Source organism: Nitrobacter hamburgensis X14, from assembly GCF_000013885.1.
Lineage (GTDB): Bacteria > Pseudomonadota > Alphaproteobacteria > Rhizobiales > Xanthobacteraceae > Nitrobacter > Nitrobacter hamburgensis.
In genome coordinates, this window is the sequence record NC_007964.1 from 2,343,050 (window position 1) to 2,369,133 (window position 26,084).

A 26,084-nucleotide genomic window follows, 5' to 3' on the forward strand; every position below is an offset into this window, starting at 1 on the left:
GGTCCCTTCATGCATGGAAAAGCCATCATCATCACCGGAGCCTCCGGCGCACTGGGTAAGGTCGTCGCGGACGCCGCCGTCGCGCGCGGCGCCCGAGTGGCCGGCATCAACCGGGCTGCCGCGAAAGGCGGCGCCACGGCGGATCGGATCGATCTCGGTGGCGTCGATCTGTCCGACGCGGCGCAGGCCCTGCAGGCCGTCGACGCAGCGGCCGCGCATTTCGGCCGGCTCGACGCCCTCATCAATATCGCCGGCGCGTTCACGTTCGAGACCGTGGCCGACGGCGACCCAAAAACCTGGCAGCGCCTTTACACGATCAACGTGACCACCGCGCTGAACGCCTCGCGGGCCGCGATCCCACATCTGGTTGCCTCCGGCGCCGGACGCATCGTCAACATCGGCGCGGTGGCGGCGTTGCAGGCTAACGCCGGCATGGGCGCCTATGCCGCGTCGAAAGCCGGTGTGCATCGTCTGACCGAAGCGCTCGCCGCCGAACTGAAGGGGAAAGTCACCGTCAATGCCGTACTGCCGTCCATCATCGACACACCAGCCAATCGCAGGGACATGCCCAAGGCGGACTTCACGGCCTGGGTGACGGCGGATGAACTGGCGAACGTCATCCTGTTTCTGGCCAGCGATGCGGCGAGCGCCGTGACCGGAGCGCTGCTGCCCGTGCGCGGACGTGTTTGAGACCTGATTTTCTCGCTGTAATACGCAGGATACAACCCCGCGATAAAGTAACCCGATGTTAAGGCCGTTGCCATTCAATCAAGCGGCGCAGCTGCGCTGTTTGCTACCCTTGCCGGCGACAATTTCCTGCAGGATCATCAACGCATGCCTGGGCTTCGCAGTAACTACGACTACGAGGACTTGCTGGCCTGCGGCCGGGGCGAAATGTTCGGGCCAAGCGAGCCGAAACTTCCGCTACCGCCGATGCTGATGTTCGATCGCATCACGGAGATCACGGAAGGCGGCGGGAAGTACGGGCGCGGACTGGTGCGCACGGAGCTCGACATCAAACCGGACCTCTGGTTCTTCCGCTGCCACTTTCAGAACGACGCGGTGATGCCCGGCTGCCTTGGCCTCGACGGGCTGTGGCAGATGGTGGGATTTTATCTGGTCTGGCTCGGCCGCGACCGGCATGTGCGGGCCCGCGCCCTCGGCCTCGGCGATCTGAAGTTTACGGGGCAGATCCTGCCGCACGTCCGCAGGGTCGCCTACACCGTGGACATCAAGCGCGTGATGCGTTCGAAACTGGTGATGGCAATTGCCGATGGCACGGTATGCGCGGACGGCGAGGTGATCTATCGCGCCAGCGACCTTCGGCTCGGCCTATTCAAGCACCTTCCCGACTCGCCGATTAAACCGGCCGGCTGATAAACTCAAGCCGCAATCGTCCGGAGTCGCCGCACCCGTGGAAACCTCGCTCTATCTTCCGGTCAAACGTCATCTTGAAAGCCTCGGCTTCACCGTCAAGGGCGAGATCGGCGGCTGCGATCTGGTCGCGCTCAGCGGCGACGATCCGCCTATCGTGGTGATCGGCGAGTTGAAGCTCAGCTTCAATCTCGAATTGATCCTGCAAGGTGTCGACCGCGCCGGCGCCTGCGACGAGGTCTGGCTTGCCGCCAGGCTGTCGATGCGCGGCAAGGGCCGCGAAAGCGATGCGCGCTATCGCAACCTGTGCCGGCGACTCGGATTCGGGATGCTTGGCGTGACCGATCGGGGTGGCGTTGAAGTGCTGGTCGCGCCCGCCGCCGTCAGTCCCCGCCGCAATCCCAAAAAGCGCTCCCGGCTGGTCGCAGAGCACCAGCGTCGCAAGGGCGATCCCGTTGCCGGTGGCAGCACGCGGACGCCGATCATGACAGCCTATCGTCAGCAGGCGCTGAGCTGTGCGGCCGCGATGGCCGCAGGTCCGCGCCGCGTGCGGGATCTCACGCCGGAAAACCCGGATGCTGGAAAAATCCTTCTCCATAACGTCTATGGATGGTTCGACTGCGTCGAGCGCGGGGTCTATACCCTGACTGCCGGGGGCCGCGCCGCGCTAGAGCGATGGCCACAGCATTCCCTCGGATCGTCGCCAGCCGCCTGATGCTATCCGGCGACGGAGGGCACCGGTCCGGCTCGAAAAGCGACCCAAGCGCGTCAAAATGCATAGCTGTCTTGCCAAGACAAATCCCGTATTGAGATTCAGCATCGAGTCTCATAAAGCGGGATGAGATTTGATTGAATCGTTATGTTCCGCTTTCTGTCGGACATCTACGTCCTGAACTTGAATCGAATCTGAGACGTGGGTGTACGGGACAAAGGCGAACGAAGCGACGTCGTTCGTCGAACGGCTGTGACGCGTTAAAGCGCTTCATCGTCGATTTTCCTGGTCCAGGTTTGCGCAACCCACTGAGGCTACCGATGAACGAAGGCTGGCAGACGAAATATGGCATCCGGCGGGTCCGCCGCGATCCTCCCACGCTGGACGAAGCCATCTTCGCGGCCACCGGCATCACCAACGATCTCGACTCGCAGGCCGAGATCGCGGCATCGCTGATCGGGATGCCGTTCGATGTCGTTCACGCTGAGGTCAAGAAAGCCGCCCGCACCGTTGCGCGGTCGCCAACCACGCGCGTGATTGCCGGCGAACAGGGCGCGCTGCGCTCGGTCGTAGTCGAGCGCCGCGTGGTCCGCAGATTCGGCAACGACAAACGAATCTGATCCGGATCAATCTGGATCACCGCCGCGACCAGCTTGCCGCGGCCGCGTTACTAAAGTGCGGCGCACGTCGTTCCAACCACGGGGGCTGGATGCCGGGAAATCGCGAACTGCTGTTTCTGACGGTCGGTGCGCTGATCGTCGCGGCGCCCACCGCAAACGCCGCGCAAGTGTCGCGAGAAACCGACATCGTCACGCTGCGGCTGGGCGAACGCATCCTCGTCGACGACGGGTCCTGCCCGGCGGGGCAGATCAAGGAAATCTCGGGCGCGAAGCTCGGCCCGACCGGCGTCGTTCGTGCGCGCAAATGCGTATCACGGACCGGTTTGAGGCGCTGAATGCGGGTCGCAACCGCGGCTCGAAATGCAGCCGATGGCCAAACCTAATGCGAAAAGAAATCACCGCATTTTTGCACGGCCGTATCCGCGGCGCCCCATGGCATGATCGGCACCGAGGATGTCGAATTCTTCGGCGAACCTTCGATCAGTCGGTCCGAATAAACCATGTAGACCAGCACGTTTCGTTTCGCGTCGCAGCCGCGCACGATCTGCATCTTCTTGAAGAACAGCGAGCGCCTTTGCTGGAACATGTCCCCGCCCTGTTCCATCTTTTTTCCCTTGAAACGAATCGGTCCGATCTGGCGGCAGGCCAGCGAAATATCCGAGACCTGCTCCGCCAGCCCCAGCCAGCCCTTGACGCCGCCCTTCTCCGGCACGGTGAAATGGCAAGCGACGCCCTCGATCTCCGGATCATCGACGCCATAGGTCGCAAGCTTGTCATTCGGGGTCAGCAGATTGAATACCGTGGAGCGACGAAAGATCAGGTCGGGTTCGTCCGCCGCATGGGCCTGCGATCCGGCGAGTACCGCAACCGCCAGGATGGCGAAGGCCCAAGAGGTCCAGGCCGTTCGGCGCTTGTCATCATCAGTCTGGTCACGAAATGCCATCATTCGCTCCGTTTGCTGGTCCAAGTCTATTTAGGATCGCTTGGTTCCCCCGGAAAGATGCCGATTGCCCAGACGGTGGGCATTAGACTCGTGTGAAGAAATTCAAACTATTTTTGACCGAAGCGAGGCTTCGGACGGGCCGGGCCGGTGAACCTGATGAGCATCTTTGACATTAACATCTGAACCAGATTCGAGGAACGAAGGCGTGAATGAGTATTGGTCTTCTCTCCCGGCGACATGGTGGCGATTATTATTGGCGGGCAAACTTTTCCCGGCCCAGGCGGCTGCGTATCTCGGTCCAGTGCGGCTTCGGCTCGGACTGGTCACCGCCATCCTGATCGGACTGATGTCACCCGCGCAGAGCCAGATATTCTGGCAGAACGATTATCCGGACGATTATCCGGAGGTCTATATCGAAGCGCCCCCTCCACCTCCCGTCACGAGGCCCCAGCCGCATCGAGCCAAGCATCACCGCCACGCAAAGCCGGAATCGGCCGCCAAGGTTGCGCGCAAGCCCCAGGGCCCGATCATCATTGCCATTTCGATCCGCCGGCAAACGCTCAAGGTCTATGACGCCAACGGCCTTTTCGCCGAAACGCCGGTATCGACCGGAATGCGCGGCCACTCGACCCCGATGGGCGTTTTCAGCGTCATTCAGAAACAGAAATGGCACCGCTCGAACATCTACAGCGGCGCGCCGATGCCCTACATGCAACGCATCACCTGGTCCGGCATTGCGATGCACGCGGGGGTGCTTCCGGGTTATCCCGCATCGCATGGATGTATCCGAATGCCTATGAGCTTCGCGGTGAAAATGTGGCGCTGGACCAGAATAGGCGCGCGGGTGATCATCACGCCCGGCGAAGTGACGCCTGCGGAATTTTCGCATCCGCTGCTGACAACCCATCGACCCGAGCGTGCTCCCGTCGCCGCCAAAGTGCTAACCGCCAATGCCGACGGCGCGATGGCGCAACGGGCGGTTCTATCAACCGCGACCGATTCGCCTGTGGCGAGCGAGCCTCAGAGTGCAACACCTGAGCCGGCGGCCGATCCGATCAAGGTCGATACAGACTACAAAAAGGACGCCGACGTCACGGCAGCAACAGGCGTCAAGCCTGAGGCCGACGCGCCCAGAACGGAAGACAAGCCGCAAAGCGCCGGTTCCGCCGCCGCCGCCGCTGTCACGGCGACAGCACACGATCAGTCTCAACCCTCACCGGCGAGCGACGTGAACGCCGAGTCCGTGGCGATCTCTGCGCTCAAGCGGAGCGATCGGATCGCGGTCTTTGTCAGCCGCAAGGACAGCAAGATTTACGTGCGGCAGAACTTTGCACCGCTATTCAATGCTCCCGTCACCATCACCCCGAGCGATCGGCCGTTGGGAACACACGTGTTCACGGCCGAAGCCGGCAAGGACAGCAAGGACGACTTCCGTTGGTCGGTGGTGTCGCTCCCGGCAATGGCGCATCGCGCGGATCGGGTTCACCTCCGCGAAAACCAGTCCCACCAGCGAACGGCCGGTGTCGACGCAAAGCCCAGACCGACTCCTGTTCCGGACAGTGCTACCGACGCACTGGACCGCATCTCCCTTCCTGAAGACGTCATGACGAAAATCGCCGACTCGCTTTCGACCGGCGACTCCATCGTCGTGTCCGATCAGGGCATCGCCGGCGGTGAAACCGGCCAAGGCACCGACTTCATCGTCAAGCTCCAATAGCCGAGGGAACAGCTAACCGACTGGGGATAAATGCTGTTTCCGTGGAAGGGCTCTCCGGAGCTGCGCTAGGATGACGAAGAACGGAAAAAGCGCGGGTGATTCAACGCGCGACAACCTCTGAGGTGATCGATATGCGCATCGCGGCGGGGCTCATTTTTGCAGGCGCGGTTTCATTGTGCGCGACCACGGTCGCCTGGGCGCAGACGCCAACACCGAAAGGAGCGCAGCAAGCCGCCTCGGCCACAGCCTCCACGCCGCCGAGCGGACCGAAGGTCGCCTGCAACGGAAGCCCCGACGCGCTCGGTGTTGCGCGCGTGGTCCAGATCGATACGACCGGCGGTCCGGGCTTCGGCTTTGAGCATTTCAAGCAGCTCGACTTCCTGCGCGACAAGGAAGTGGTGCTGACGTTCGACGACGGTCCGTGGCCCGGACATACGCCCGCCGTGCTGAAGGCGCTTGCCGATCAGTGCACCACCGGCATCTTCTTCGCGATCGGCAAGCACGCGACGTACCATCCCGAGATCCTGCGACAGGTCGCCGCCGCCGGGCACACGATCGGCGGGCATACATGGTCGCATGCCAATCTCAACAACAAGAAGCTGACCGAGGCGCAGCGCAAGGACGAGATCGAGAAAGGGTTCAGCGCCGTCAAGTGGGCGCTTGAGGCCGCCCCTGCCCCGTTCTTCCGCTTCCCGGCGCTTCAGCATCCGCCGGAAATGGTGACCTACCTGGGCGAGCGCAATATCGCGATCTTCTCCTGCGACGTCGACTCGTTCGACTTCAAGGCGCGCAAGCCCGAACAGGTCGTCGACAACATCTTCAAGAAACTCGACAAGATCGGCAAAGGCATCATTCTGATGCACGATTTCCAGAAGCATACCGCCGAGGCGCTGCCGGAGATTCTGCGCAGGCTGAAGGCCGGAGGCTACAAGGTGGTGCAGATGAAGGCCAAGGCGCCGGTCGAGACGCTCGCGCAATACGACGATGAGCTGAAGAAGGATACCAAGCTGCCGACCGTGAGCACGCGCCCGGTCAATAGCGTGGTCCAGACGATCTCCGAATAGCCCGCGACGATCCGGGACGCAAAATGCTTCGTATCGAAGGCTACGTCATCGTATCGGCGGACGGAATGCTCGCCGATGCCGACCGCGTGATGCCCGAAGCGCTGAAATTCAAAGGCGACCTCGAGTTCTTCACCGCGGGAATGGATCGCGTGGATGTCGTGGTGCACGGCCGCAATTCGTTCGAGGATCAGCCCAATTCGCCGCTCCGCAAAAGGATCGTATTGACCCGTCGTGTCACGAGCCTTGCCGGCGATCCGGACAACGCCAAGGCAACCTTGTGGAATCCTGCCGGCGCCTCGTTCGAGGACGCTTGTGCTCATGCCAGTGTCCGCGATGGAACGGCCGCGATCATCGGCGGCCCCGGCATCTTCGAAATGTTTCTCGATCGTTACGACACGTTTTGGCTGTCGGAGGCTCCGCACGTGACGCTGCCCGGCGGCGAAGGCTGTTTTCCGGGCGTTCCCGAATCTTCTCCGCAAGCCGTGCTGGCGGCGCATGGGCTCCAGCCTCGCGAGGTCAGGATTCTCGACGCCGCCAACGACGTTCGCGTCACCGCATGGCGCCGTACGCCATAGCGTTTTCGAGCGAAGCATCCTCTCGGGCTTGACCCGAAGATGGCTCGGTTCGCGTCAAGAAAACGCGTCAAAACAAAAGCTGGAGCCCGGCTTTGTTTCCATCAAAGCAGGAACAGCTCCAAGCGATCAGGCTTCGCCGCCAATCGGCTCGGCCTTTGGCGGGCGACGATCGATCCCGGCGATGATGAACAACGCTCCGATCAGCGACAGGTTCTTCAACGCGTGGATCATGTTGTTCCTCGCTTCGGGCCCGGTCTGGTTCCAGAAGTCGTGGTAGTAGAACGTCGCCACGACGATAAATACCGCCAGCACCCACGAAAAGAAACGCGCTCCGAGGTTGAGCGCGATGAAGACGCCGCAGATAAGCTCAAGCGCGCCGACCGCGATCGCCAGCATGTGAGCGGTCGGCAGACCTGTCAAACCCTCGATCTGGGTGGTGAAGCCCGTCAGCACGGCCGGGATGACGACCTTGGACGCAATCCCCTCCGCGGTCGCCGCGATGTCGAACAGCTTGGACGCGCCTGAAACGATGAACAACACAGAAAACAGGACTCGTCCGACAGTGATGAACGCTGGCATGATCGGCCCCTCGCAGAATTAACGAGAACGTGGATCGTCTCTCAAGAATTCGAGTATGGGCGCTTCGCAGGGCGTTTTGAAAGATCAAAAAAAAGAACGCTCGTCATATTTCAGCCGAACAAGGTTGGCTGTCGACTCGCGCGCTCCTGCGCCTCGACCACCGCCACGGCCGTCATATTGAGTATGCCGCGCGCCGTCACCGACGGGGTCAGGATGTGCGCCGGCCGCGCGGGGCCGATCAGAATGGGACCGACCTGCAATCCGCTGCCGAGCACCTTGATCATCTGGTAGGCCGCATTCGCCGCATCGAGGTTGGGCAGAATCAGGACGTTGGCGACACCCGTCAGCCGCGAATGCGGCAAGATCAGTTGCCGCACTGACCCCGACAAGGCGGTATCGCCCTGCATTTCGCCGTCAGCCTCGATTTGGGGATGCCGCTCGGTGAACAGTTCGGTCGCCCGACGCACCTTGCGCGAAGATTCGGTGTCGTAGCTGCCGAAATCGGAATGCGACACAAATGCGATCTTCGGCTTGATGTTGAAGCGTTGCACATGCACCGCCGCCTGGGCGGCGATGTCGGCGAGTTCTTCGGCTGACGGATTCGGGCGCACCTGCGTATCTGCGATGAAATACGCGCCCTTGCTGGTGATCATCAGCGACAGCGCGGCGAAGTCGCTCGCGCCAGGCACGTACCCGATGATTTCCCGGACGTGCCGGAGGTGCCGCATATAGCTGCCTTCGACGCCGCACAGCATCGCGTCGGCTTCGCCGCGCACCACCGCAAGCGCGGCGATCACCGTCGCATTGGTGCGGATCGTGGTCCGGGCGACGTCGGGCGTAGCGCCGTGGCGGCCGGCGACGTCGATATAGGACTGCACATATGAGCGGTAACGGGGATCGTCCTCAGGGTTGATCAGGTCGAAATCCTTGCCGGCCTTGATCGCGAGGCCAAGGCGCTTGATCCGCGTTTCCACGACGGACGGGCGACCGACCAGGATCGGGCGCGCTAGTTGCTCCTCGAGCACCTGCTGGGTTGCCCGCAGCACCCGCATATCCTCGCCCTCGGCATAGATCACCCGAACCGGCTGCGTTTTCGCCTTGGCAAACACCGGCTTCATGACGAGGCCGGAGCGGAACGCAAAGCGTTCGAGCCGCCCGCGGTATTCGTCAAAATTCGTGATCGGCCGCGTTGCGACGCCCGACGCCATGGCGGCTTTCGCAACCGCGGGCGCGATGCGCAGGATCAGCCGGGGGTCGAACGGACTCGGAATCAGCGAACCCGGTCCAAAACCCTGGGTCTCGCTGTCAAACCGGACCGCTGCATCGGACGGCGGTTCGCGCGCGAGCCGCGCGATGGCATCGACAGCGGCGCGCTTCATATCCTCGTTGATCGCTGTCGCGCCGACGTCGAGGGCGCCGCGGAAGATGAAAGGAAAACAGAGGACGTTGTTCACTTGATTGGGAAAGTCGGAACGCCCGGTGCAGATCATAGCGTCGGGCCGCACCTTGCGCGCCTCGTCCGGCATGATTTCCGGAACAGGATTGGCAAGCGCCATCACCAGCGGTTTGTCCGCCATCTGCGCAACCATTTCCGGCTTCAGCACGTTGCCGGCCGAGACGCCGAGAAACACATCGGCGCCCGCGATCACGTCGGCCAATTTGCGTTTGTCGGTCTTCTGCGCATAGGCCTCCTTCCACTTGTCCATCAGCGTATTGCGGCCTTCATAGACCAGGCCGTCGATATCGCAGACCCAGATGTTCCTGCGTTGCGCGCCCATCGACACCAGCAGATTGAGGCAGGCGATAGCGGCGGCCCCCGCGCCGGAAGCAACGATCTTGACGTCGGCGAGCGTCTTGCCGTTCAGCAGCAGGCCGTTGGTGATGGCCGCGGCGACGATGATGGCGGTGCCGTGCTGATCGTCATGAAAGACCGGGATCTTCATCCGGGCCTTTAGCTGCTCCTCGATCTCGAAACACTCAGGACCCTTGATGTCCTCGAGGTTGATCCCGCCGAAGGTCGGCTCCAGCGCTGCGACCGTCTCGACCACACGCTCGATGGTGTCGGCGGCGATTTCGATATCGAACACGTCGATGCCGGCGAACTTCTTGAACAGGACCGCCTTGCCTTCCATGACGGGCTTGGCCGCGAGCGGCCCGATATTGCCAAGGCCGAGCACGGCCGTGCCATTGGACACCACAGCGACCAGATTGGCCCGGCCGGTGAGGGACGCGGCTTCCGCCGGATCGGCGACAATCTCCTCGCAGGCCGCGGCAACGCCCGGCGAATAGGCAAGCGCGAGGTCGCGCTGGTTGGCGAGCGGCTTAGTGGCCTGGATTTCGAGTTTGCCGGGACGCGGGAAACGGTGGAAGGACAGCGCGGCGGAGCGGAGATCCTCAGAATATGACACGATAACGCTCCCAGCAGCTTTCGTCAGCTCCCTCGTGGAGTGGGTATCATATTCGCATCCCGCCAGCCGCGCAGCTCTGACGCGAACATCAAACTCACTCCACTAGTCCTGCGGCAGATTGAGCCGAATGTGAAGCTCGCGCAACTGCTTCGGCGTGACGTCGGACGGCGCGCCCATCAGGAGGTCTTCGGCCCGCTGGTTCATCGGAAACAGTGAGATTTCGCGCAGGTTGGTGGTGCCACAGAGCAGCATGACGACGCGATCGACGCCCGCCGCCATGCCGCCATGCGGCGGCGCGCCGTATTGAAACGCGCGGTACATGCCGCCGAAACGCTCGACCACGTCGTTTTCGCCATAGCCCGCGATCTCGAACGCCTTCACCATGGCTTCCGGCCTGTGGTTACGAATACCGCCGGAGGCGATCTCGTAGCCGTTGCAGGTGATGTCGTACTGGAACGCCTTGATCGTCAGCGGGTCCTGGTTGTTGAGCGCATCGAGTCCGCCCTGCGGCATCGAAAACGGGTTGTGCGAGAAGTCGACCTTCTTCTCATCTTCGTTGTATTCGTACATCGGGAAGTCGACGATCCATGCGAGCTCGAACCTGTCCTTGTCGATCACGTTCAGCTCCTCGCCGAGCTTGGTGCGCGCAAGGCCAGCGAACTTCCAGAATTTTGCCGGATCGCCCGCGACGAAGAACGCCGCATCACCCGCCTTGAGGCCGAGCTGCTGGCGGATCGCTTCGGTGCGCTCCGGACCGATATTGTTGGCGAGCGGACCCGCGCCCTCGCCTCCCTCACGCCACATGATGTAGCCGAGCCCCGGCTGGCCCTCGCCCTGCGCCCATGAATTCATGCGGTCGCAGAACGCCCGGCTGCCGCCACCCGGACCCGGGATCGCCCAGACCTGGTTCTTCGAATCCTCGAGCATCCGCGCGAACACCTTGAAGCCGGAGCCGCGGAAATGCTGGGAGACATCCTGCATCAGCAGCGGATTGCGCAGGTCCGGCTTGTCGGTGCCGTATTTGCGCAAGCTTTCCGCGAACGGAATCCGCGGCCAGTTCTTTGTCACCGGCTTGCCCTTGGCGAACTCCTCGAACACGCCGGTAACGACCGGCTCCACTGCAGCAAAAACATCATCCTGCTCGACAAAGCTCATCTCGAGATCGAGCTGGTAGAACTCGCCGGGCAGCCGGTCGGCGCGTGGGTCCTCGTCGCGGAAGCACGGCGCGATCTGGAAGTAGCGGTCGAAGCCGGACATCATCAGCAACTGCTTGTACTGCTGCGGCGCCTGCGGCAGCGCGTAGAACTTGCCGGGATGGATGCGGCTCGGCACCAGGAAGTCGCGCGCGCCTTCCGGCGACGACGCCGTCAGGATCGGCGTCTGGAATTCAAAGAATCCTTGCTCCTTCATGCGCTTGCGCATCGAATCGACGATGGCGCCGCGGGTCATGATGTTCTGGTGAAGCTTCTCGCGACGAAGGTCGAGGAAACGGTACTTAAGCCTTATGTCTTCTGGATATTCCTGCTCGCCGAACACCGGCAGCGGCAGTTCGTCGGCTGGGCCCAGCACCTCGATCTCATTGATGTAGATTTCGATCTGGCCGGTCGGCAGTTCCGGATTCTCGGTGCCCGCGGGGCGAAGCCGGGCCTTGCCGTCGATCCTGACCACCCATTCCGATCGCAACTTCTCGGCCTGCGCAAAGGCAGGCGAGTCCGGATCAGCCACGCACTGAGTCAACCCATAGTGGTCGCGCAGGTCGATGAACAGCACCCCGCCGTGGTCGCGAATGCGATGGCACCAGCCGGATAGGCGGACCGTCTGATCGATGTGGCTGTCGCGGAGCGCGCCGCAGGTATGGGACCGATAGCGATGCATGGAAATCCTGCAAAAATGGTCAGAGGCGAATCAGAGCTTGGACCGAGCCGGGTGTGAAGATCGTCAGGGTTTACCCGAGCAGGGATAGCGCGGCAACCGAATGACGGAACCTGCAATGCGATGCGGGACGCCGTTTTTTGACCGGAAAGGTCCGGAAAAAACAAGGGTGCTGTGTACCGAATGCGGGGCGACAAGGGTAAAAAGACGGGCTATGGAGCGCTCATGGACCTGATCACGACCACCGCGGAACTGGCTTCCGTCTGCGCTCGCCTCGCCAACTACCCAGTTGTCACCGTCGATACGGAGTTCCTCCGCGAGACCACCTACTACCCCCTGCTCTGCGTGGTCCAGATGGCGAGCCCGGACGAAGCCGTGGTGGTCGATGCTCTCGCCGAGGGAATCGACCTGAAGCCCTTTTTCGACCTGATGTCGAACGAGCGCGTCCTGAAGGTCTTTCACGCCGCCCGCCAGGACATTGAAATCGTCTGGCATCAGGCCGGCATCATTCCGCACCCGATCTTCGATACGCAAGTGGCTGCCATGGTGCTCGGATATGGCGATTCCATCGCCTATGACGCGCTGGTCGAGCGCGTCAACGGACACCGCCCGGACAAGACCCATCGCTTCACCGACTGGTCGCGCCGGCCTCTGACCAAGGACCAACTCGAATACGCGGTCGCTGACGTCACCCATCTCCGTGATGTCTTTGCCGCCCTTGATGCCGACCTCAAGAAGCGCGGCCGCGGCGACTGGGTCAGCGAGGAAATGGAGGTTTTGACCTCGCCGAAAACCTACGACTTCCACCCCGAACGCGCCTGGGAGCGGTTGAAGACCCGGGTTCGCAAGCCGAAGGATCTCGCCGTCATGATGGAAGTGGCGGCCTGGCGCGAACAGGAAGCCCAGAGCCGGAACATTCCGCGATCGCGCGTGCTGAAAGACGACGCCGTTGGCGATATCGCGATCCATGCACCAGCAACCCCGGAGCGGCTGGCAACGCTGCGCTCGCTGCCGAAAGGTTTTGAAAAATCGCAGTGGGGCGCCGACATTGTCGCAGCGGTCCAGCGCGGTCTCGCCCGAGACCCGCGCGAGTTGCCCAAGATCGAGAAACCGCGAAACAATACCAACGGCGCCGCCACGGTGGAGCTTCTCAAGGTTCTTCTGCGTATGACATCCGAGCGCCATGCCGTCGCCAGCAAGGTGATCGCGACCGTGGACGATCTCGAGCGGATCGCCGCGGATGACGCGGCCGACGTTGGTGCGCTGCGCGGCTGGCGGCGCGAACTGTTCGGCGAGGCCGCGCTCGCGCTGAAGCATGGCCAGCTGGCATTGGCGATCGAAAAGGGCCGCGTTGTGCGCGTGGAGCGAAGCTGAACGACTCCTGCCATCCGTTAGAGTCTGATTCAACGACGGTGAATTAGACCCTTGAGCATGATCTTATCCGAAAACCGGTTTCCACTTTTCGGGATCATGCTCTAAATTTGCCGAATATCCGAAAAATTGAAATTCGAGTTTGACGGATTTTCTCCAATCCGGATCGTGCTGTCGCTGACGAAGCGATACGGCGGCACCGGCAGATTGTATGGCGCCGGCACGCCGCTGAAGACCCGGCCCGCGAGATCGTATTTCGATCCATGACACGGGCAGAAGTAGCCGCCGAGCCAGTCCGACGCCGGATGGTTGGCATTCGGGCTCGGGTAGTAAAGCGGGATGCAGCCGAGGTGAGTGCAGATTCCGACGAAGACTCCGTATTCCGGATTGGCCGAGCGGTGCCAGTTGTGCGCGTATTCCGGCTGCTGAAACTCGCTGGATTGGGGATCGGAAAGCTGGGCCAGCAGCTTCGGATCCTGAAGGGTCTTCAGCGCCGCATCGGAACGGTTGATGACGAGGATCGGATGGTCGCGCCAGCGGACGCTCACCTGCTGCCCCGGCTGAACTTGGGAAAGGTCGAGTTCGACGGGACCGCCGGCTGCGAGCGTCGCCTTATCCGGCTCTAACTGCGAGATCATAGGGACGATCGCCGCGGCGACTCCAACGGTGCCCACGGCGGCGGTCGCGATATAGAGAAAATCGCGCCGGGTCGGACTGCGGCCCGAAGGTTTTTTGATCTGCGCGCCGGAAGGGATATCGGTCATGGCTTGCTCCACGAAAACACTGGAGCCCCCGATGCCGGATGATGCCACGACGACAGCAGCACACCAACATCACGATAACCGGCACGATGCGGATTCGAACCGCTGGCGCGGTTCACAATGGTGAGACCGAGAACGAGAATAAGACGCGAGATCGTCAGCGCCGCACGATCGAGCCCGAGCGACCGACAAGACGTGCCAGTTGTTTGAACCGGCTGCCGGCGCGATCCGCGACCAGATCGACCAGCCGGTGTTCGAACACGAGCGCCAGCTTGCGGCCGCGGCTTCTGAAATGTGTCGCGGGCAATACGCCAGGCCTGGCCGCCGAAATCAGATGCGCGACGCGAAAGGCCGCGCCGAGAATGCGCGCTCTCTCGTCCATGGCCGGCGTCACCAGTTCGCGCACCGCGGAGGACGGTTCGTTGATCTCATTCAGCCCAATATATCGATAATACACCGATAGCGCGACGAAGGTTCGTCCTTGATGGTCAACGTTGCCGAAATTGCCGTTCATAATCAGATTGAGCGTCTGCTCGGCGCGGTAGTCCGGATGGATGCGCCAGCCAATGTCAGATAGCAGACAAGCGGCGTGACGCAGCCGGCGATCGTCTTTGGTCTCCGGCAGCTTTGCGATCCGGATCAGCCGATCGGTCCATCCGATCAGCTCTTCGGCATGACGCGCCGAACGCGAGAGCAGGCCGTTCAGCGTTTGCGCGGCGCAGATCAATCCATCCCTGGACCGTTCGGCAGCGGGCAGCATCGAATAAAGCAGGCCCTCGCGGACGCCATAGGTGGAAAACACGATGGTCTTCGGTTTCGCGATCCGGATGATATATTCCAGCACGAGAGCGGCATAAGCCAGCAGCGGCTGCCGTGCCTCGGCGACCGCCTCGATATCCGCCAGCGTATGGGACGCCGCCAGACGACGCAGCCGCCGGGCGAAATCGAGCGCGTCGGCGGCGGGAATGGAATAGCCGTGCATGACGCGAAGCGGATAGCCGCTCTGGATGATGTGAATCCGCGCCAGCGCCCGCCACGTTCCACCGACGGCGTAGAAGGTGCGGCCCTCCCCGGCCTTGAGCGGCACGACACCGGAAAGCTCGGTCTTCACGATGCGCTCTGCGTGCTTCAACGATTTCCTCGATGCGTCCTGCAATGCGAGACTGCCCAGCGGCAGCGTCACTCCGCGACGGACGCGATGGCCGCGTACGTCGGTCAATTCCAGCGAACCGCCGCCCAGATCCCCGACGATCCCGTTCGGCTTGTGGAGACTGGAAACCACACCCAGCGCCGCCAGATGTGCCTCCTCCGATCCCGACAGGACATCCACCGACACGCGACAGATGCGTTCCGCCTTGGCAATGAAATCCGCGCCGTTCGTGGCGTCGCGGCAGGCGGCGGTTGCGATGGCATAAACGCGGCCGACCTTCATCACCTTGCACAACGCATGAAAACGCCGCAGCGATGTCAGCGCCTTGTTGACCGCATCGGGCGCGAGCAGGCCGGTGGATTGCACCTCGCGGCCGAGTCCGCACAACGCCTTCTCGTTGAAGATCGTGACGAGGCTCCGCTCCAACGCTTCATAAACGACGAGGCGGACGGAATTGGAGCCGATATCGATAACGGCAATACTGGAGTCCGGCTTGCGCGGACGCGGATATTTCCGCACCGGCCCCCTATGCCGACGGCTGCCGCTCTGCGCGACGCGTGAGGCGGCGCGGCGAGGATTCCTTGAGCGACTTTCCACGGCCGGACAAACTCGGGTTCGTCATGAAATAGTTATGCAGGTTGAAGGGCTCCTCACCCTTCGCGGCCTTCATACGCGTTGATGATCCATCCGGCAATAACTGCCAGCTCTGTTCGGTATCCTTCAGGTTCGCGACCATGATCTGCTCGAGAACCTGCTGATGCACCGTCGCATTTTGCAACGGGCACAGCACTTCGACGCGCCGGTCGAGGTTGCGCGGCATCATGTCGGCGGACGAGATATACACAGCGGCCTTCGGTCCGGGCATGTTCTGCCCCATTCCAAAACAGTAAATCCGGCCGTGTTCCAGAAACCGGCCGATCACGGACTTGACGCGAATGTTTTCCGACAATCCGGGAACCCCAGGTCGCAGACAGCAAATGCCGCGTACAATCAGCTCCACTGAGACACCGGCCTGGGACGCTTCATACAGCGCATCGATGATATCGGGATCGACCAGCGCATTCATCTTCATCCAGATCGCGGCCGGCTTGCCGTGGCGGGCGAAACCGGTTTCGTCGCGAATGTGGTCGAGAATCCGGTTGCGCAAGGTCAGCGGCGACACCGCCATCTTCTCGATGTCCCTCGGCTCCGCGTAGCCCGTGATGTAATTGAACACGCGCGCCGCATCGCGGCCGATGATCGGGTCCGATGTAAAGTACGACAGGTCGGTATAGATGCGCGCGGTCACCGGGTGATAGTTGCCGGTACCGGTGTGAACGTAAGTCGCGAGACTGCTGCCTTCCCGGCGCACCACCAGCGACAGCTTGGCGTGCGTCTTCAGTTCGAGGAAACCGTAAACCACCTGCACGCCGGCGCGCTCGAGGTCACGCGCCCATCGGATGTTGGCTTCTTCATCGAACCGCGCCTTGATCTCGACGAGCGCGGTGACCGACTTGCCCGCCTCCGCGGCCTCCGCCAGCGCCCGTACGATCGGCGAGTTGTTGGAGGTGCGATAGAGCGTCTGCTTGATCGCAACGACGTCAGGATCGCGCGCGGCCTGCTGCAGAAACTGCACGACGACGTCGAACGATTCATAAGGATGATGAACGATCAGGTCCTTCTGCCGGATCGCAGCGAACACGTCGCCGCCGTGATCGCGCACGCGCTCGGGATGGCGCGGGACGTACGGCGCGAATTCAAGGTCGGGCCGGTCGAGCCGTGTCAGTTGCGACAGTTCGTTCATGGCCAAGACGCCGTCCACCAGCAACACTTCGTCGTCGGCAGCCGATAACGCCCGCTGAACGAATGCACGCAGCTCGGCCGGCATTGCGGCTTCGATTTCAAGCCGGATGACCGAGCCGCGACGGCGGCGCTTCAATGCGGTCTCGAACAGGCGAACCAGATCTTCCGCCTCTTCCTCGATCTCCAGCTCAGAGTCCCGGATGATGCGAAACGCGCCCTGCCCCTTAACGGAGTAGCCTGGAAACAGCCGGCCGATGAACAGGCTGGTGGCACCCTCAAGCGTGATCACCCTGACGGGGTCGTCCTTGCCGGTCGGCGGCAGCCGCAGAAACCGGTCGATCTTGCCGGGCATACGGATCAGCGCATTCATCGGCTTGCCGTCAGAGGCGCGCGCGAGCTGCAGTGCGACGGTAAAACCAAGACTTGGGATGAATGGAAACGGATGGGCCGGATCGATGGCAAGCGGCGTCAGCAAGGGGAAGATATTGCGAAGAAAGTGATCCGCAATCCAGGTCCGCTCAGCCTTGGTGACGTCCTTGCCGTCGATCAGGACGATGCCGACCTCGGTCAGCACGTTGCGCAGATCCCGCCAGATCGCCTGTTGATCGCTCGCGAGATTCGAGACGGTTTCGTTGATGAGAACGAGTTGCTCCGACGGCGTCAGCCCATCCGGACTACGCTCCGCGATTCCCTCCCGCACCTGCGCCTTGATGCCGGCGACACGCACCATAAAGAACTCGTCAAGGTTATTGGCGGAAATCGACAGGAAGCGGACGCGTTCGAGCGCGGGATGGCGGGGATTGACCGACTCCTCAAGCACGCGGCGATTGAAATTCAGCCAGGACAGCTCTCGATTGATGAACCGTTCCGGGCTGGTCCGGATTGCGAAATCGGGTTCCGGATCTATCTTTTTCTCTTCAATAACAATAGCTTGAACTAATTCCATTGATATGTCGGTCCATATCCTCATCGGGTCGCGCGGCAACACGCGCAAACAGTGGCAAACTCTGGGCCAACTCCATGACGTTTCAATGACATTGACGTTCCGGAAGGCCGGTGCGTCAAGGGCGGCCGGGCAAGATCGCTCAGTCGTGATTCCGCAGCAATTCGGCGGCAAGCGCGCGCGTCACCGGCCTGCCAAGCCGCAGCGATTCGGCATCGAGCCGTTCGATGGCGTGGCGGGCGGCAGCAAACGAGCGCTCGGTCCGCGTTGCGATAAAATGGACAACCGTCTCGTCGATGCTCATCTGGCGGTCCGCGCAGAACTTGATAATCAGCGCCCGGAGCAACTGATCGTCGGGCGGCATCAGCGTTACGACGGGCACCGCGCGAAGCCGCGACTGAAGGTCGCGCAACCCGATCTCGATGGCGGCCGGAGGCACCCGCGCCGTCATCAGCACGAACGCGCCGTCCTCGCGGGCGAGATTCATCAGGTGAAACAGCGCAAGCTCGTCGAAGGCATGCGGATTGATATCCTCAACGACGAGCGCCCCTGTCGCCAGCGCTCCCGGCACCGCCGCCGCAGTCAGGCCGTGCGCGCTTATGGAACGCGCGCCCGCCTGCTCCGCCCAGATCGTCGCCAGATGGCTCTTGCCGCAACCTTCAGGGCCGGCAAGCAGCATGACCCGGTTCGGCCATTCCGGCCAACTCTCGATCAGCGACAGCGCCGCCGCGTTCGCGGGACCTTCGAGAAAATCGTCCCGCGAAAGGCTTTCCGCGTGCGGCAGCACGAATGCAAGCTGACGGGGTCGGGGGCGGCCTGCCACGCATCTACTCCATGCCGGAACCAACTCGCGCCTGCCGTCGAGCGGTGGTCGTCAGCTTTGCTCGATGGTGCTCATGTGGCGCACCCACTCGACGACATAGAAGGCGACTGAAAGCAAGGTCAAGACCGCGACGATAGCCATGAGAATAGCCTCGTAGGGCGAGGAATCGAATCCGAAGCCTAGCGCCGCCAGCACCAGTGCAGCGAACGCAACCTGCGCTCCCGTATTGAGCTTCGAGACCATCAGCGGCTTCATGGGAATCGGCTTATCGAACAGCCACGACACGATCACGGCGCCGACGATCATGATGTCGCGTGAGACCACCAGGATGACAAGCCAGCGGGGAACGGCGCCCCAGATGCCGAGCGCCACAAAGATCGAGACCAGCAGCGCCTTGTCGGCCAGGGGATCCAGAAGCGCTCCCAGTTCGCTGGCCATATTGAAGCGCTTGGCGAGAAATCCGTCCACCGCATCGCTGACGCCGGCGATCACAAAGATCGCAAAGGCGATTTCCATCTGATTGGAGGCGATAGCCCAGACGATGATCGGCACCAGCAGAATACGGCCGAGTGTAATAATGTTCGGAATGCTCACGCGACGCTTCCCGCCTCCGGCCCGTTTCCGCGCAAGCGGCTCGGGGATTCGAGGCTTCCGCTGCCCGGATCAACCTCTTGTCTACATAGTATATGCTGGCGGGGCTTTGCGGGCCATTGCGCGGGTCCGGAATCCGACGTAACCAGCCGGAAAATTGTTCGGACGCTATTGCATGACCGACCGGAAGAACGGCCTTACCTATGCCGATGCAGGCGTCGATATCGACGCCGGCAACCGGCTGGTTGACCTCATCAAGCCAATGGTGCGCGCCACCGCCCGCGCAGGCGCGGATGCCGAAATCGGCGGATTCGGCGGACTGTTCGACCTCAAGGCCGCCGGATTCACGGACCCGGTTCTGGTCGCGGCCAACGACGGCGTGGGAACCAAGGTCAAGATTGCGATCGAAACCGGGATACACGACACCATCGGGATCGATCTCGTCGCCATGTCCGTCAACGATCTCGTCGTGCAAGGCGCGGAGCCCCTGTTCTTCCTCGACTATTTTGCCTGCGGCAAACTCGATCCCGAGGTTGCGTCGGCGATCGTGGCCGGCATCGCGGTCGGTTGCCGGGAGGCGGGTTGCGCCCTGATCGGCGGCGAAACGGCCGAAATGCCGGGCCTCTACAAGGACGGAGACTACGATCTGGCGGGCTTCGCAGTCGGCGCGGCCGAACGCGGCACCTTGCTGCCCGGCCGCGATATCGCCGCCGGCGATGCGGTGATCGGGCTCGCTTCGTCCGGCGTCCATTCCAACGGCTATTCGCTGGTCCGGAAGATCGTCGAGGCTTCGGGGCTGGGCTTCAGCGTCCCTGCCCCATTTGCACCGGTCACCACGCTGGGCGGCGCGCTGCTGACGCCGACCCGGCTCTACGTCAAATCCTGCCTGCGCGCGATCCGCGAAACCGGCGCGGTGAAGGGGCTTGCTCACATCACCGGCGGCGGCTTCACCGACAACATTCCCCGCGTGCTGCCCAAACATCTCGGCATCCGCATCGATCTCTCCAGGTTGACGGTGCTGCCTGTGTTCAAATGGTTGGCGAGGCAAGGCGGCATCGCCGAATTGGAATTGCTGCGAACCTTCAACTGCGGCGTCGGAATGATCGCGATCGTGCGGCGCGACGCGGTCGAGCAGGTCGTGGACGTGCTGACGCAGGCCGGCGAAAGAGTCGCGCCGCTCGGTAGCGTTATCGAGGCCAGCGGCGACCGCGTCGTTTACGACAACCACCTCGATCTCGCGATGTAAGGCAGAGACGATGAAGCGCGTCGCAATCCTGATTTCCGGGCGCGGATCGAACATGACGGCGCTGGTAGAAGCTGCCAAGGCCGAGGGTTTCCCGGCTGAAACTGCCGTCGTTATTTCCAACAAGTCCGGCGCGGAGGGCCTCGCCAGAGCCCGGGCGGCCGGCATCGCTACCCTCGTCATCGAAAGCAAATCGTTCGGCAAGGACCGCGCGGCGTTCGAAACCAGGCTGCAATCGGCGCTGGATGAAAACCGCATCGAGTTGATCTGCCTCGCCGGTTTCATGCGGCTGTTCACCGCCGAATTCGTCCAGCGCTGGCATGGACGGATGCTCAACATTCATCCGTCGCTGCTGCCGTCGTTTCCCGGCCTCGATCCTCACGGCCAGGCCTTGCGTGCCGGCGTGAAGATCTCCGGCGCAACCGTCCATTTCGTCATTGCGGAAACCGATGCCGGCCCCATTGTCATGCAGGGCGCGGTCGCCGTGCGAGGCGACGACACGGCAGAGACGCTGGCCGCGCGCGTGCTGGAGATCGAGCATCGCATCTACCCGGACGCGTTGCGGCTTGTCGCAAGTGGCGGCACGCGACTTGATGGCGATATCTGCAAGACGTCGGCAAATGCCAGTCCGGACGACAGCCTGATTTCGCCATCGGTGATCTAACCGGACCCGGACCGGACAAGAACGAATTCCCCCGGCTTGCGACCGGGGGAGCGCACGTTACAACGGCCCGCACAATCGCGGGAACGTGATGAATTATGAGACCTTCAGATTTTCGGCGGAGGTCTTGCCGCGATTTTCGACCAGGTCGTATTCGATAACCTGATTTTCATTGAGAGTACTGAGGCCAGCGCGCTCAACCGCAGAGATGTGAACGAATACGTCCCTATCATCGTTCATTGGTTTGATGAATCCATACCCCTTCGTCGGGTTGAACCATTTGACGGTGCCCTTCTGCATCGTCTGTCTCCTGTCTGGGTATAAAAAAGACGCGGCCACGCATCTCGCGTACCACGCCACAAGCGGGCCTCCTGATCTCTGCTGAACTTCCGAATTGCGAAACGCACAGACGAACGGGCTCAGATCCGATTGTGCGGGGATTGCAACACGAAAATTACCGCTTAGCAAGTCGTGGCAGGTGATCGTGAAACTGCCCGAACCCGTGGTTTCGAAACAACGAGCCGGCGACCGCACCTGCTGATGATAAAGCGTTTCAACGCCTCGTGGCGGGGCGCGACCGTTTCAACACCGCCGTCCTTGGCTCGCCGATGGCCCGGCTATCCACATGTTTGATCGCGTTTCAGGACGTGGATGCCGCTTTACTCGGCGGCGACCCGCATTCGGTTGCGCCAGATCGAGCCGGCGATCAGCACGATCATCGCTCCCAGCACGGCACAGAAAATCTCGCCCCCGGTTCCGCCGGCGGCGAATTGCGGCGCGATGCCGAACCGCGCCAGCACCGCATCCAGGAAGACGCCGGCGCCGGTGTCGAACAGCCCGTGCAGTCGCGGCGCGACCACCGGATCGGTCGCGATGACCTCCCCTGCGATCCAGCCCAGCAACGCCGCTCCGGCCCACACCAGAAACGGTAGCCGTGTCAGCAGCATCATGATAAGCGCGGCACCCACCACGATCAGCGGCACGCTGACGGCCAACCCGATGACCAACAGCAGCAGGCTGCCCTTCGCCGCCGCGGCGACCGCAATCACGTTGTCGAGGCTCATGACGAAGTCAGCGACGACCACGACTCGAACGGCGGCCCACAGATTCCGGGCCGCTGCGATCCCCTCCCCGTCCTCTTTTTCCGGCGCCAATAATTTGGCGGCAATCACCAGCAGCGCGAGCCCTCCGGCCAGCTTGAGGTAGGGCATCCCCATCAAGGTCGTGACGATCCCCGCGAAGACGATGCGGAGGGCGACCGCGGCAGCGGCCCCAAGCACCACGCCCCAGAGGCGCTGCGGCGGCGCCAGCCCGCGACAGGCAAGCGCGATCACCAGCGCGTTGTCGCCGGACAACAGAACATCGATCCAGATGATCTTGCCGACGGCAAGCCAGAAAGCCGGACTCTGCACCTCGCTCCGAAACTCAGCGAAGACCGATGTGATCGCCGCCAGATCGAAGATGTGCAGCAGCCAATCCAATGTCCGTCCCTTGCCTCGCCGCCTAGTGGTCCGATTCTAACATTTGCATCTCGTTGCGGCAGCAGTTCTTGCAAATGTTGGAATCAAAGGACCACTAGTAACTATTAGTTTCTAGTGGAGTTTTGAATTTGACATTCGCTCGTCGGGTTTGCTGCAAAGTGGGTAGCGAATGTCAAAGTCACTCCACTAGCCGACGATCTCGTTGCCTGAGAAGAACTGGGCGATTTCGACCGCAGCGGTCTCGGTCGCGTCCGATCCATGCACGGAGTTTTCACCGACCGACGTCGCATGGAGCTTGCGAATGGTGCCGTCGGCCGCCTTGGACGGGTCGGTCGCGCCCATGATCTCACGATGCTTGAGCACGGCGTTCTCGCCTTCGAGCACCTGCACCACCACGGGACCGGAAATCATGAAGTCGACAAGCTCTCCGAAGAAGGGACGCGCCTTGTGCACGGCGTAAAACGTCTCGGCCTGCTCGCGGGTCATGCGGATGCGCTTTTGAGCCACGATCCGAAGCCCGGCCTTCTCGATCAGGGCGTTGATCGCGCCGGTCAGGTTTCGCGCGGTTGCGTCCGGCTTGAGAATCGAAAAGGTGCGTTCAATCGCCATAATATCGTCCTTGATTTAGCGGTCGTGGGAATTGCGGCGCTTATATCGGCGCGCATCATCGACGGCAAGGACGCCCGGTGCGCCGACGCCAGGCCAAAAGCCTTTGCGGGGGGCAATGCGGGGAGCAACCCGCGCCGGGGATCGCGCGGCGCCGAAAATCCGTTAATTTTCGTGCAATATGGCGACGACAAGGGATAACAAAGCGCGCCCGCGAACGCGTTTTTCACAACGCATGATTGGCGAAGCTGTTATAAGCCCCCCGCACCTGATATTGCGATGAACGAACAGGCCTCGATAGATGAGTGGATTCAAGGAGCCCGGCTTCGCTGACCGCCAAAAGGCGGCGCTCGAGGCCCGGAAAAATATTCTCGACAAGTTTCGCGCAAAGCCCGGTCCCGACGACCCCGCCGTGAAGCAAAGGCAGGCCGAACGCGAGGCCCTGGCGGCTGCCCGCGACAAGACGCGGCAGGCCCGCGAAGCCGAGAAGGCCGCGCGAAAAGCCCGCGAGGCAGAGGCCGCTGCGGCCGCCGCCGCACAGCTCGCCCGGGAGAAAGAAGAAGCCGCAGCCGCTGAGGCCGCGCTCGAGGCCGAGCGCAAGTCAGCGCGCGATGCCCGTTATGCCGCCAGAAAGGAGCGGAAGAAATAGCCGGCGATACAACGGACGTTGGTCCCGTACCCATTGCCGTATACCGGCGGCGAAGACGTGCCGGAGACGAATCGGCCTGACGCCGGGTCTGGTCCCTACCTGCGAACAGGGGCTGACGGTAAAATCGCCGGGACGGAAATTCCGGGCCGTGAAATATATTAAGCGGCGGGCTCGATGTCGGCGAGTTCGACGCCCTCCTGCACGATATCGCCAACCTTGCATTTGAGCTTTTTCAGCTTGCCGGCGTAGGGCGCGCGCAACGTCTGCTCCATCTTCATCATTTCCAGCGTGAGGATGGGTGCGCCCTTCTCCAGCACCGCGCCCTCCTGCGCAAGCAGCGCGACCACGATGCCGGGCAGCGGCGCGACGATTCGATCTTCGGCGGCCTGCTCCTCGTCGTCCCCGCCGAACGGATCGACCCAGTGCAGTTCGAACCGACCGTTGCGCGTCCGCAAGTACAGGCCGCGCCCTTCGACGACGGAGACAACGTGGCTTCGCATTCCGTCGAGCGAGAGCGTCAAACCTCCGCCGTCGTCCGCAGCAAACGCGAGCGCGATATCCTTTTCTCCAATCCGGATTTCGGCCGAGCCGTTGCCATAGGCGAATATGACCTTGTGCTCGACCTGCCCCTGACGGAATACGAACCACCGCTGACGGCGGCCAACCGGCATCCAGCCCGCGGTTTGCCAGGGCGATGCCGCGTCCGGTCGGGACGACCTGCTTTCCGTTTGCAGGATCGCGGCGACGGCGGCGGCAAGCTCGGTCTCGCCCGGCACGGCCGGCGTCCCGGTCAGGTCTTTCAGGTGACGCTCGATAAAGCCGGTGTCGATCGCGTTGGCGCGCACGTCGGGGTGCATCACCAGCGCGGACAGGAACGGAATGTTGGTGACGACGCCGCGGACATCGGTCTCTTGCAGGGAGCGGTCGAGCCGGCTGATCGCGGCCTCGCGGGTCGGCGCCCAGGCAATCACCTTGGCGAGCATGGCGTCGTAGTTCGGCGAGACCATATCGCCCTCGCGGTAGCCGGAATCGATACGCAAGCCGTCGACCTCGGGCGGCGTCCGCCACGTCCTGATGCGGCCGACCGACGGCATGAAATTCTTGTTCGGGTTTTCGGCGTAGACGCGCGCTTCAATCGCGTGGCCGTTCAGCCTGATCTGGTCCTGCGTCAGCGGCAGTTTTTCGCCGAACGCGACACGCAATTGCCATTCGACGAGATCGACGCCGGTGACAAGCTCGGTCACGGGATGCTCGACTTGCAGGCGCGTATTCATTTCAATGAAGAACACGTCCTTGCCGTCGGACACGAACTCGACGGTGCCCGCGCCGACATAATTCACCGCGCCGGCCGCCTTGCGCGCAGCTGCGCAGACGGCCTCGCGTCCCGCTGCATCGAGCGTCGGCGAGGGCGCCTCTTCAATCACCTTCTGGTGCCGCCGCTGCAGGGTACATTCGCGCTCGAACAGCGACAGCAGATTGCCGTGGCTGTCGCCGATCACCTGCACCTCGATATGCCGGGGATTGTCGACGTATTTTTCGATCAGCATCCGGTCGTCGCCGAACGCCGCCTTGGCCTCGCGCCTGGCGCTGACGACGGCCGGGGCCAATTCCGCGGCCGAACGCACGATCCGCATACCGCGGCCGCCGCCGCCGGCCGATGCCTTCACCAGCACCGGATAGCCGATCCGATCTGCCGCGCCTTGCAGCGTGGCGTCGTCCTGCGCCTCGCCGTGATAGCCCGCCACCAGCGGCACACCCGCCTTTTCCATCAGCGCCTTGGCGCACGACTTCGAGCCCATGGCCGTCATCATGGCAGCAGTCGGCCCGACGAACACGAGGTCGGCGTCGGCGCAGGCCTGTGCGAAGGCGGCATTCTCGGACAAAAATCCATAGCCGGGATGGATGCCTTCCGCGCCGGTCCGGCGGGCGGCAGCAATCACCTTGTCGATATCGAGATAGCTGTCGCGGGCAGGCGCAGGTCCAAGCAGCACGGCGTCGTCGGCCATGCCGACATGCAGCGCGTCGCGATCGGCCTCCGAATAGACGGCCACGGTGCGCAGGCCCATAGCGCGCGCGGAACGGATCACGCGGCAGGCGATCTCGCCGCGATTGGCGATCAGGAGCGTCTGGAAACGGCGATACTGCGGACGCTTGGCCAT

The 26,084-nt window shown here is 62.5% G+C and carries 25 protein-coding genes; 12 read left to right on the forward strand and 13 right to left on the reverse strand.

Features of this window, described 5'->3' with window-relative positions:
* The first annotated feature begins 9 nt into the window (after positions 1-9).
* From fabG to NHAM_RS10700, 5 genes are all read left to right on the forward strand, one after another.
* The gene (gene fabG / locus NHAM_RS10680) at positions 10-690 is read left to right on the forward strand and encodes a 3-oxoacyl-ACP reductase FabG (RefSeq protein ID WP_011510576.1); all 681 of its coding nucleotides are present in this window, start codon (positions 10-12) and stop codon (positions 688-690) included.
* 144 nt (positions 691-834) lie between these two features.
* Entirely contained in the window at positions 835-1,377 is a 543-nt protein-coding gene (gene fabA, locus NHAM_RS10685) for a bifunctional 3-hydroxydecanoyl-ACP dehydratase/trans-2-decenoyl-ACP isomerase (RefSeq protein ID WP_011510577.1), read from the forward strand.
* 37 nt (positions 1,378-1,414) lie between these two features.
* Positions 1,415-2,089: a DUF2161 domain-containing phosphodiesterase gene (locus tag NHAM_RS10690; RefSeq protein ID WP_011510578.1), complete on the forward strand. Its 675-nt coding sequence runs from the start codon at positions 1,415-1,417 to the stop codon at positions 2,087-2,089.
* 317 nt (positions 2,090-2,406) lie between these two features.
* Complete coding sequence (locus tag NHAM_RS10695) at positions 2,407-2,706, forward strand: hypothetical protein (RefSeq protein WP_011510579.1); 300 nt, start codon at positions 2,407-2,409, stop codon at positions 2,704-2,706.
* Between the two features lie 89 nt (positions 2,707-2,795).
* Positions 2,796-3,041 carry a DUF6719 family protein gene (locus NHAM_RS10700; RefSeq protein WP_011510580.1) on the forward strand — a complete coding sequence of 82 codons (246 nt, stop codon included), beginning with the start codon at positions 2,796-2,798 and terminating at the stop codon, positions 3,039-3,041.
* 44 nt (positions 3,042-3,085) lie between these two features.
* Here NHAM_RS10700 and NHAM_RS10705 read toward each other — a convergent pair whose 3' ends face one another.
* On the reverse strand, positions 3,086-3,649 hold the full coding sequence (locus NHAM_RS10705; protein ID WP_011510581.1) for a CreA family protein: 564 nt from the start codon (positions 3,647-3,649) through the stop codon (positions 3,086-3,088).
* A gap of 346 nt (positions 3,650-3,995) precedes the next feature.
* Here NHAM_RS10705 and NHAM_RS10710 point away from each other — a divergent pair, with 346 nt between their 5' ends.
* The 3 genes from NHAM_RS10710 (at position 3,996) to NHAM_RS10720 (ending at position 7,005) form a co-directional block, all read left to right on the forward strand.
* Positions 3,996-5,366 (forward strand): L,D-transpeptidase, encoded by a 1,371-nt coding sequence (locus NHAM_RS10710; protein WP_198137036.1) that lies wholly within the window; start codon positions 3,996-3,998, stop codon positions 5,364-5,366.
* Positions 5,367-5,497: 131 nt separating this feature from the next.
* Entirely contained in the window at positions 5,498-6,430 is a 933-nt protein-coding gene (locus NHAM_RS10715; RefSeq protein WP_011510583.1) for a polysaccharide deacetylase family protein, read from the forward strand.
* 23 nt (positions 6,431-6,453) lie between these two features.
* Positions 6,454-7,005 carry a dihydrofolate reductase family protein gene (locus NHAM_RS10720; RefSeq protein WP_011510584.1) on the forward strand — a complete coding sequence of 184 codons (552 nt, stop codon included), beginning with the start codon at positions 6,454-6,456 and terminating at the stop codon, positions 7,003-7,005.
* A 126-nt stretch (positions 7,006-7,131) separates the two neighbouring features.
* Here the strand turns inward: NHAM_RS10720 and NHAM_RS10725 are convergent, their stop codons facing one another.
* From NHAM_RS10725 to aspS, 3 genes are all read right to left on the reverse strand, one after another.
* Entirely contained in the window at positions 7,132-7,584 is a 453-nt protein-coding gene (locus tag NHAM_RS10725; RefSeq protein WP_011510585.1) for a DoxX family protein, read from the reverse strand.
* 110 nt (positions 7,585-7,694) lie between these two features.
* The gene (locus tag NHAM_RS10730; RefSeq protein WP_041357975.1) at positions 7,695-9,995 is read right to left on the reverse strand and encodes an NADP-dependent malic enzyme; all 2,301 of its coding nucleotides are present in this window, start codon (positions 9,993-9,995) and stop codon (positions 7,695-7,697) included.
* 99 nt (positions 9,996-10,094) lie between these two features.
* Complete coding sequence (gene aspS, locus NHAM_RS10735; RefSeq protein WP_011510587.1) at positions 10,095-11,867, reverse strand: aspartate--tRNA ligase; 1,773 nt, start codon at positions 11,865-11,867, stop codon at positions 10,095-10,097.
* 222 nt (positions 11,868-12,089) lie between these two features.
* Between aspS and rnd the strand changes: the two genes are divergently transcribed.
* The gene (gene rnd / locus NHAM_RS10740; protein WP_041358930.1) at positions 12,090-13,238 is read left to right on the forward strand and encodes a ribonuclease D; all 1,149 of its coding nucleotides are present in this window, start codon (positions 12,090-12,092) and stop codon (positions 13,236-13,238) included.
* 101 nt (positions 13,239-13,339) lie between these two features.
* On the opposite strand, the gene petA is transcribed toward rnd, so the two are convergent.
* The 5 genes from petA to NHAM_RS10765 all read right to left on the reverse strand — a co-directional run bounded on the left by petA (position 13,340) and on the right by NHAM_RS10765 (position 19,288).
* Positions 13,340-13,999, reverse strand: coding sequence for a ubiquinol-cytochrome c reductase iron-sulfur subunit (gene petA, locus NHAM_RS10745; protein WP_011510589.1), 660 nt, complete (start codon positions 13,997-13,999; stop codon positions 13,340-13,342).
* A gap of 154 nt (positions 14,000-14,153) precedes the next feature.
* Complete coding sequence (ppx, locus tag NHAM_RS10750) at positions 14,154-15,665, reverse strand: exopolyphosphatase (protein ID WP_011510590.1); 1,512 nt, start codon at positions 15,663-15,665, stop codon at positions 14,154-14,156.
* Positions 15,666-15,672: 7 nt separating this feature from the next.
* Positions 15,673-17,874: an RNA degradosome polyphosphate kinase gene (locus NHAM_RS10755; RefSeq protein WP_041358932.1), complete on the reverse strand. Its 2,202-nt coding sequence runs from the start codon at positions 17,872-17,874 to the stop codon at positions 15,673-15,675.
* Positions 17,875-18,013: 139 nt separating this feature from the next.
* Entirely contained in the window at positions 18,014-18,694 is a 681-nt protein-coding gene (locus NHAM_RS10760) for a DnaA ATPase domain-containing protein (protein WP_011510592.1), read from the reverse strand.
* A 51-nt stretch (positions 18,695-18,745) separates the two neighbouring features.
* Positions 18,746-19,288, reverse strand: a complete 543-nt coding sequence (locus NHAM_RS10765) for a CDP-alcohol phosphatidyltransferase family protein (RefSeq protein WP_011510593.1) — start codon at positions 19,286-19,288, stop codon at positions 18,746-18,748.
* 172 nt (positions 19,289-19,460) lie between these two features.
* On the opposite strand from NHAM_RS10765, the gene purM reads away from it, so the two are divergent.
* Both purM and purN read left to right on the forward strand, forming a co-directional pair.
* Positions 19,461-20,531: a phosphoribosylformylglycinamidine cyclo-ligase gene (gene purM, locus NHAM_RS10770; protein ID WP_011510594.1), complete on the forward strand. Its 1,071-nt coding sequence runs from the start codon at positions 19,461-19,463 to the stop codon at positions 20,529-20,531.
* Between the two features lie 10 nt (positions 20,532-20,541).
* A complete protein-coding gene (gene purN, locus NHAM_RS10775; protein ID WP_011510595.1) occupies positions 20,542-21,192 on the forward strand; it encodes a phosphoribosylglycinamide formyltransferase in 651 nt (216 codons plus the stop codon).
* 93 nt (positions 21,193-21,285) lie between these two features.
* Here the strand turns inward: purN and NHAM_RS10780 are convergent, their stop codons facing one another.
* The 3 genes from NHAM_RS10780 to ndk form a co-directional block, all read right to left on the reverse strand.
* Positions 21,286-21,489 carry a cold-shock protein gene (locus NHAM_RS10780; protein ID WP_011510596.1) on the reverse strand — a complete coding sequence of 68 codons (204 nt, stop codon included), beginning with the start codon at positions 21,487-21,489 and terminating at the stop codon, positions 21,286-21,288.
* Between the two features lie 359 nt (positions 21,490-21,848).
* On the reverse strand, positions 21,849-22,670 hold the full coding sequence (locus NHAM_RS10785) for a YjbE family putative metal transport protein (protein WP_011510597.1): 822 nt from the start codon (positions 22,668-22,670) through the stop codon (positions 21,849-21,851).
* Between the two features lie 186 nt (positions 22,671-22,856).
* Positions 22,857-23,279, reverse strand: a complete 423-nt coding sequence (gene ndk / locus NHAM_RS10790) for a nucleoside-diphosphate kinase (RefSeq protein ID WP_011510598.1) — start codon at positions 23,277-23,279, stop codon at positions 22,857-22,859.
* Between the two features lie 298 nt (positions 23,280-23,577).
* On the opposite strand from ndk, the gene NHAM_RS10795 reads away from it, so the two are divergent.
* The gene (locus tag NHAM_RS10795) at positions 23,578-23,925 is read left to right on the forward strand and encodes a DUF6481 family protein (protein WP_011510599.1); all 348 of its coding nucleotides are present in this window, start codon (positions 23,578-23,580) and stop codon (positions 23,923-23,925) included.
* A 158-nt stretch (positions 23,926-24,083) separates the two neighbouring features.
* Here the strand turns inward: NHAM_RS10795 and NHAM_RS10800 are convergent, their stop codons facing one another.
* Positions 24,084-26,084, reverse strand: a complete 2,001-nt coding sequence (locus NHAM_RS10800) for an acetyl/propionyl/methylcrotonyl-CoA carboxylase subunit alpha (RefSeq protein WP_011510600.1) — start codon at positions 26,082-26,084, stop codon at positions 24,084-24,086.

What these genes read in the sequence shown, in the direction of transcription:
- fabG (WP_011510576.1), top strand. Translation starts at nt 10, where the DNA reads ATGCATGGAAAAGCCATCATCATCACCGGAGCCTCCGGCGCACTGGGT.
- fabA (WP_011510577.1), top strand. Translation starts at nt 835, where the DNA reads ATGCCTGGGCTTCGCAGTAACTACGACTACGAGGACTTGCTGGCCTGC.
- NHAM_RS10695 (WP_011510579.1), top strand. Translation starts at nt 2,407, where the DNA reads ATGAACGAAGGCTGGCAGACGAAATATGGCATCCGGCGGGTCCGCCGC.
- NHAM_RS10700 (WP_011510580.1), top strand. Translation starts at nt 2,796, where the DNA reads ATGCCGGGAAATCGCGAACTGCTGTTTCTGACGGTCGGTGCGCTGATC.
- NHAM_RS10705 (WP_011510581.1), bottom strand. Translation starts at nt 3,649, where the DNA reads ATGGCATTTCGTGACCAGACTGATGATGACAAGCGCCGAACGGCCTGG.
- NHAM_RS10710 (WP_198137036.1), top strand. Translation starts at nt 3,996, where the DNA reads ATGTCACCCGCGCAGAGCCAGATATTCTGGCAGAACGATTATCCGGAC.
- NHAM_RS10715 (WP_011510583.1), top strand. Translation starts at nt 5,498, where the DNA reads ATGCGCATCGCGGCGGGGCTCATTTTTGCAGGCGCGGTTTCATTGTGC.
- NHAM_RS10720 (WP_011510584.1), top strand. Translation starts at nt 6,454, where the DNA reads ATGCTTCGTATCGAAGGCTACGTCATCGTATCGGCGGACGGAATGCTC.
- NHAM_RS10725 (WP_011510585.1), bottom strand. Translation starts at nt 7,584, where the DNA reads ATGCCAGCGTTCATCACTGTCGGACGAGTCCTGTTTTCTGTGTTGTTC.
- aspS (WP_011510587.1), bottom strand. Translation starts at nt 11,867, where the DNA reads ATGCATCGCTATCGGTCCCATACCTGCGGCGCGCTCCGCGACAGCCAC.
- rnd (WP_041358930.1), top strand. Translation starts at nt 12,090, where the DNA reads ATGGACCTGATCACGACCACCGCGGAACTGGCTTCCGTCTGCGCTCGC.
- petA (WP_011510589.1), bottom strand. Translation starts at nt 13,999, where the DNA reads ATGACCGATATCCCTTCCGGCGCGCAGATCAAAAAACCTTCGGGCCGC.
- NHAM_RS10755 (WP_041358932.1), bottom strand. Translation starts at nt 17,874, where the DNA reads ATGGAATTAGTTCAAGCTATTGTTATTGAAGAGAAAAAGATAGATCCG.
- purM (WP_011510594.1), top strand. Translation starts at nt 19,461, where the DNA reads ATGACCGACCGGAAGAACGGCCTTACCTATGCCGATGCAGGCGTCGAT.
- purN (WP_011510595.1), top strand. Translation starts at nt 20,542, where the DNA reads ATGAAGCGCGTCGCAATCCTGATTTCCGGGCGCGGATCGAACATGACG.
- NHAM_RS10780 (WP_011510596.1), bottom strand. Translation starts at nt 21,489, where the DNA reads ATGCAGAAGGGCACCGTCAAATGGTTCAACCCGACGAAGGGGTATGGA.
- ndk (WP_011510598.1), bottom strand. Translation starts at nt 23,279, where the DNA reads ATGGCGATTGAACGCACCTTTTCGATTCTCAAGCCGGACGCAACCGCG.
- NHAM_RS10795 (WP_011510599.1), top strand. Translation starts at nt 23,578, where the DNA reads ATGAGTGGATTCAAGGAGCCCGGCTTCGCTGACCGCCAAAAGGCGGCG.
- NHAM_RS10800 (WP_011510600.1), bottom strand. Translation starts at nt 26,084, where the DNA reads ATGGCCAAGCGTCCGCAGTATCGCCGTTTCCAGACGCTCCTGATCGCC.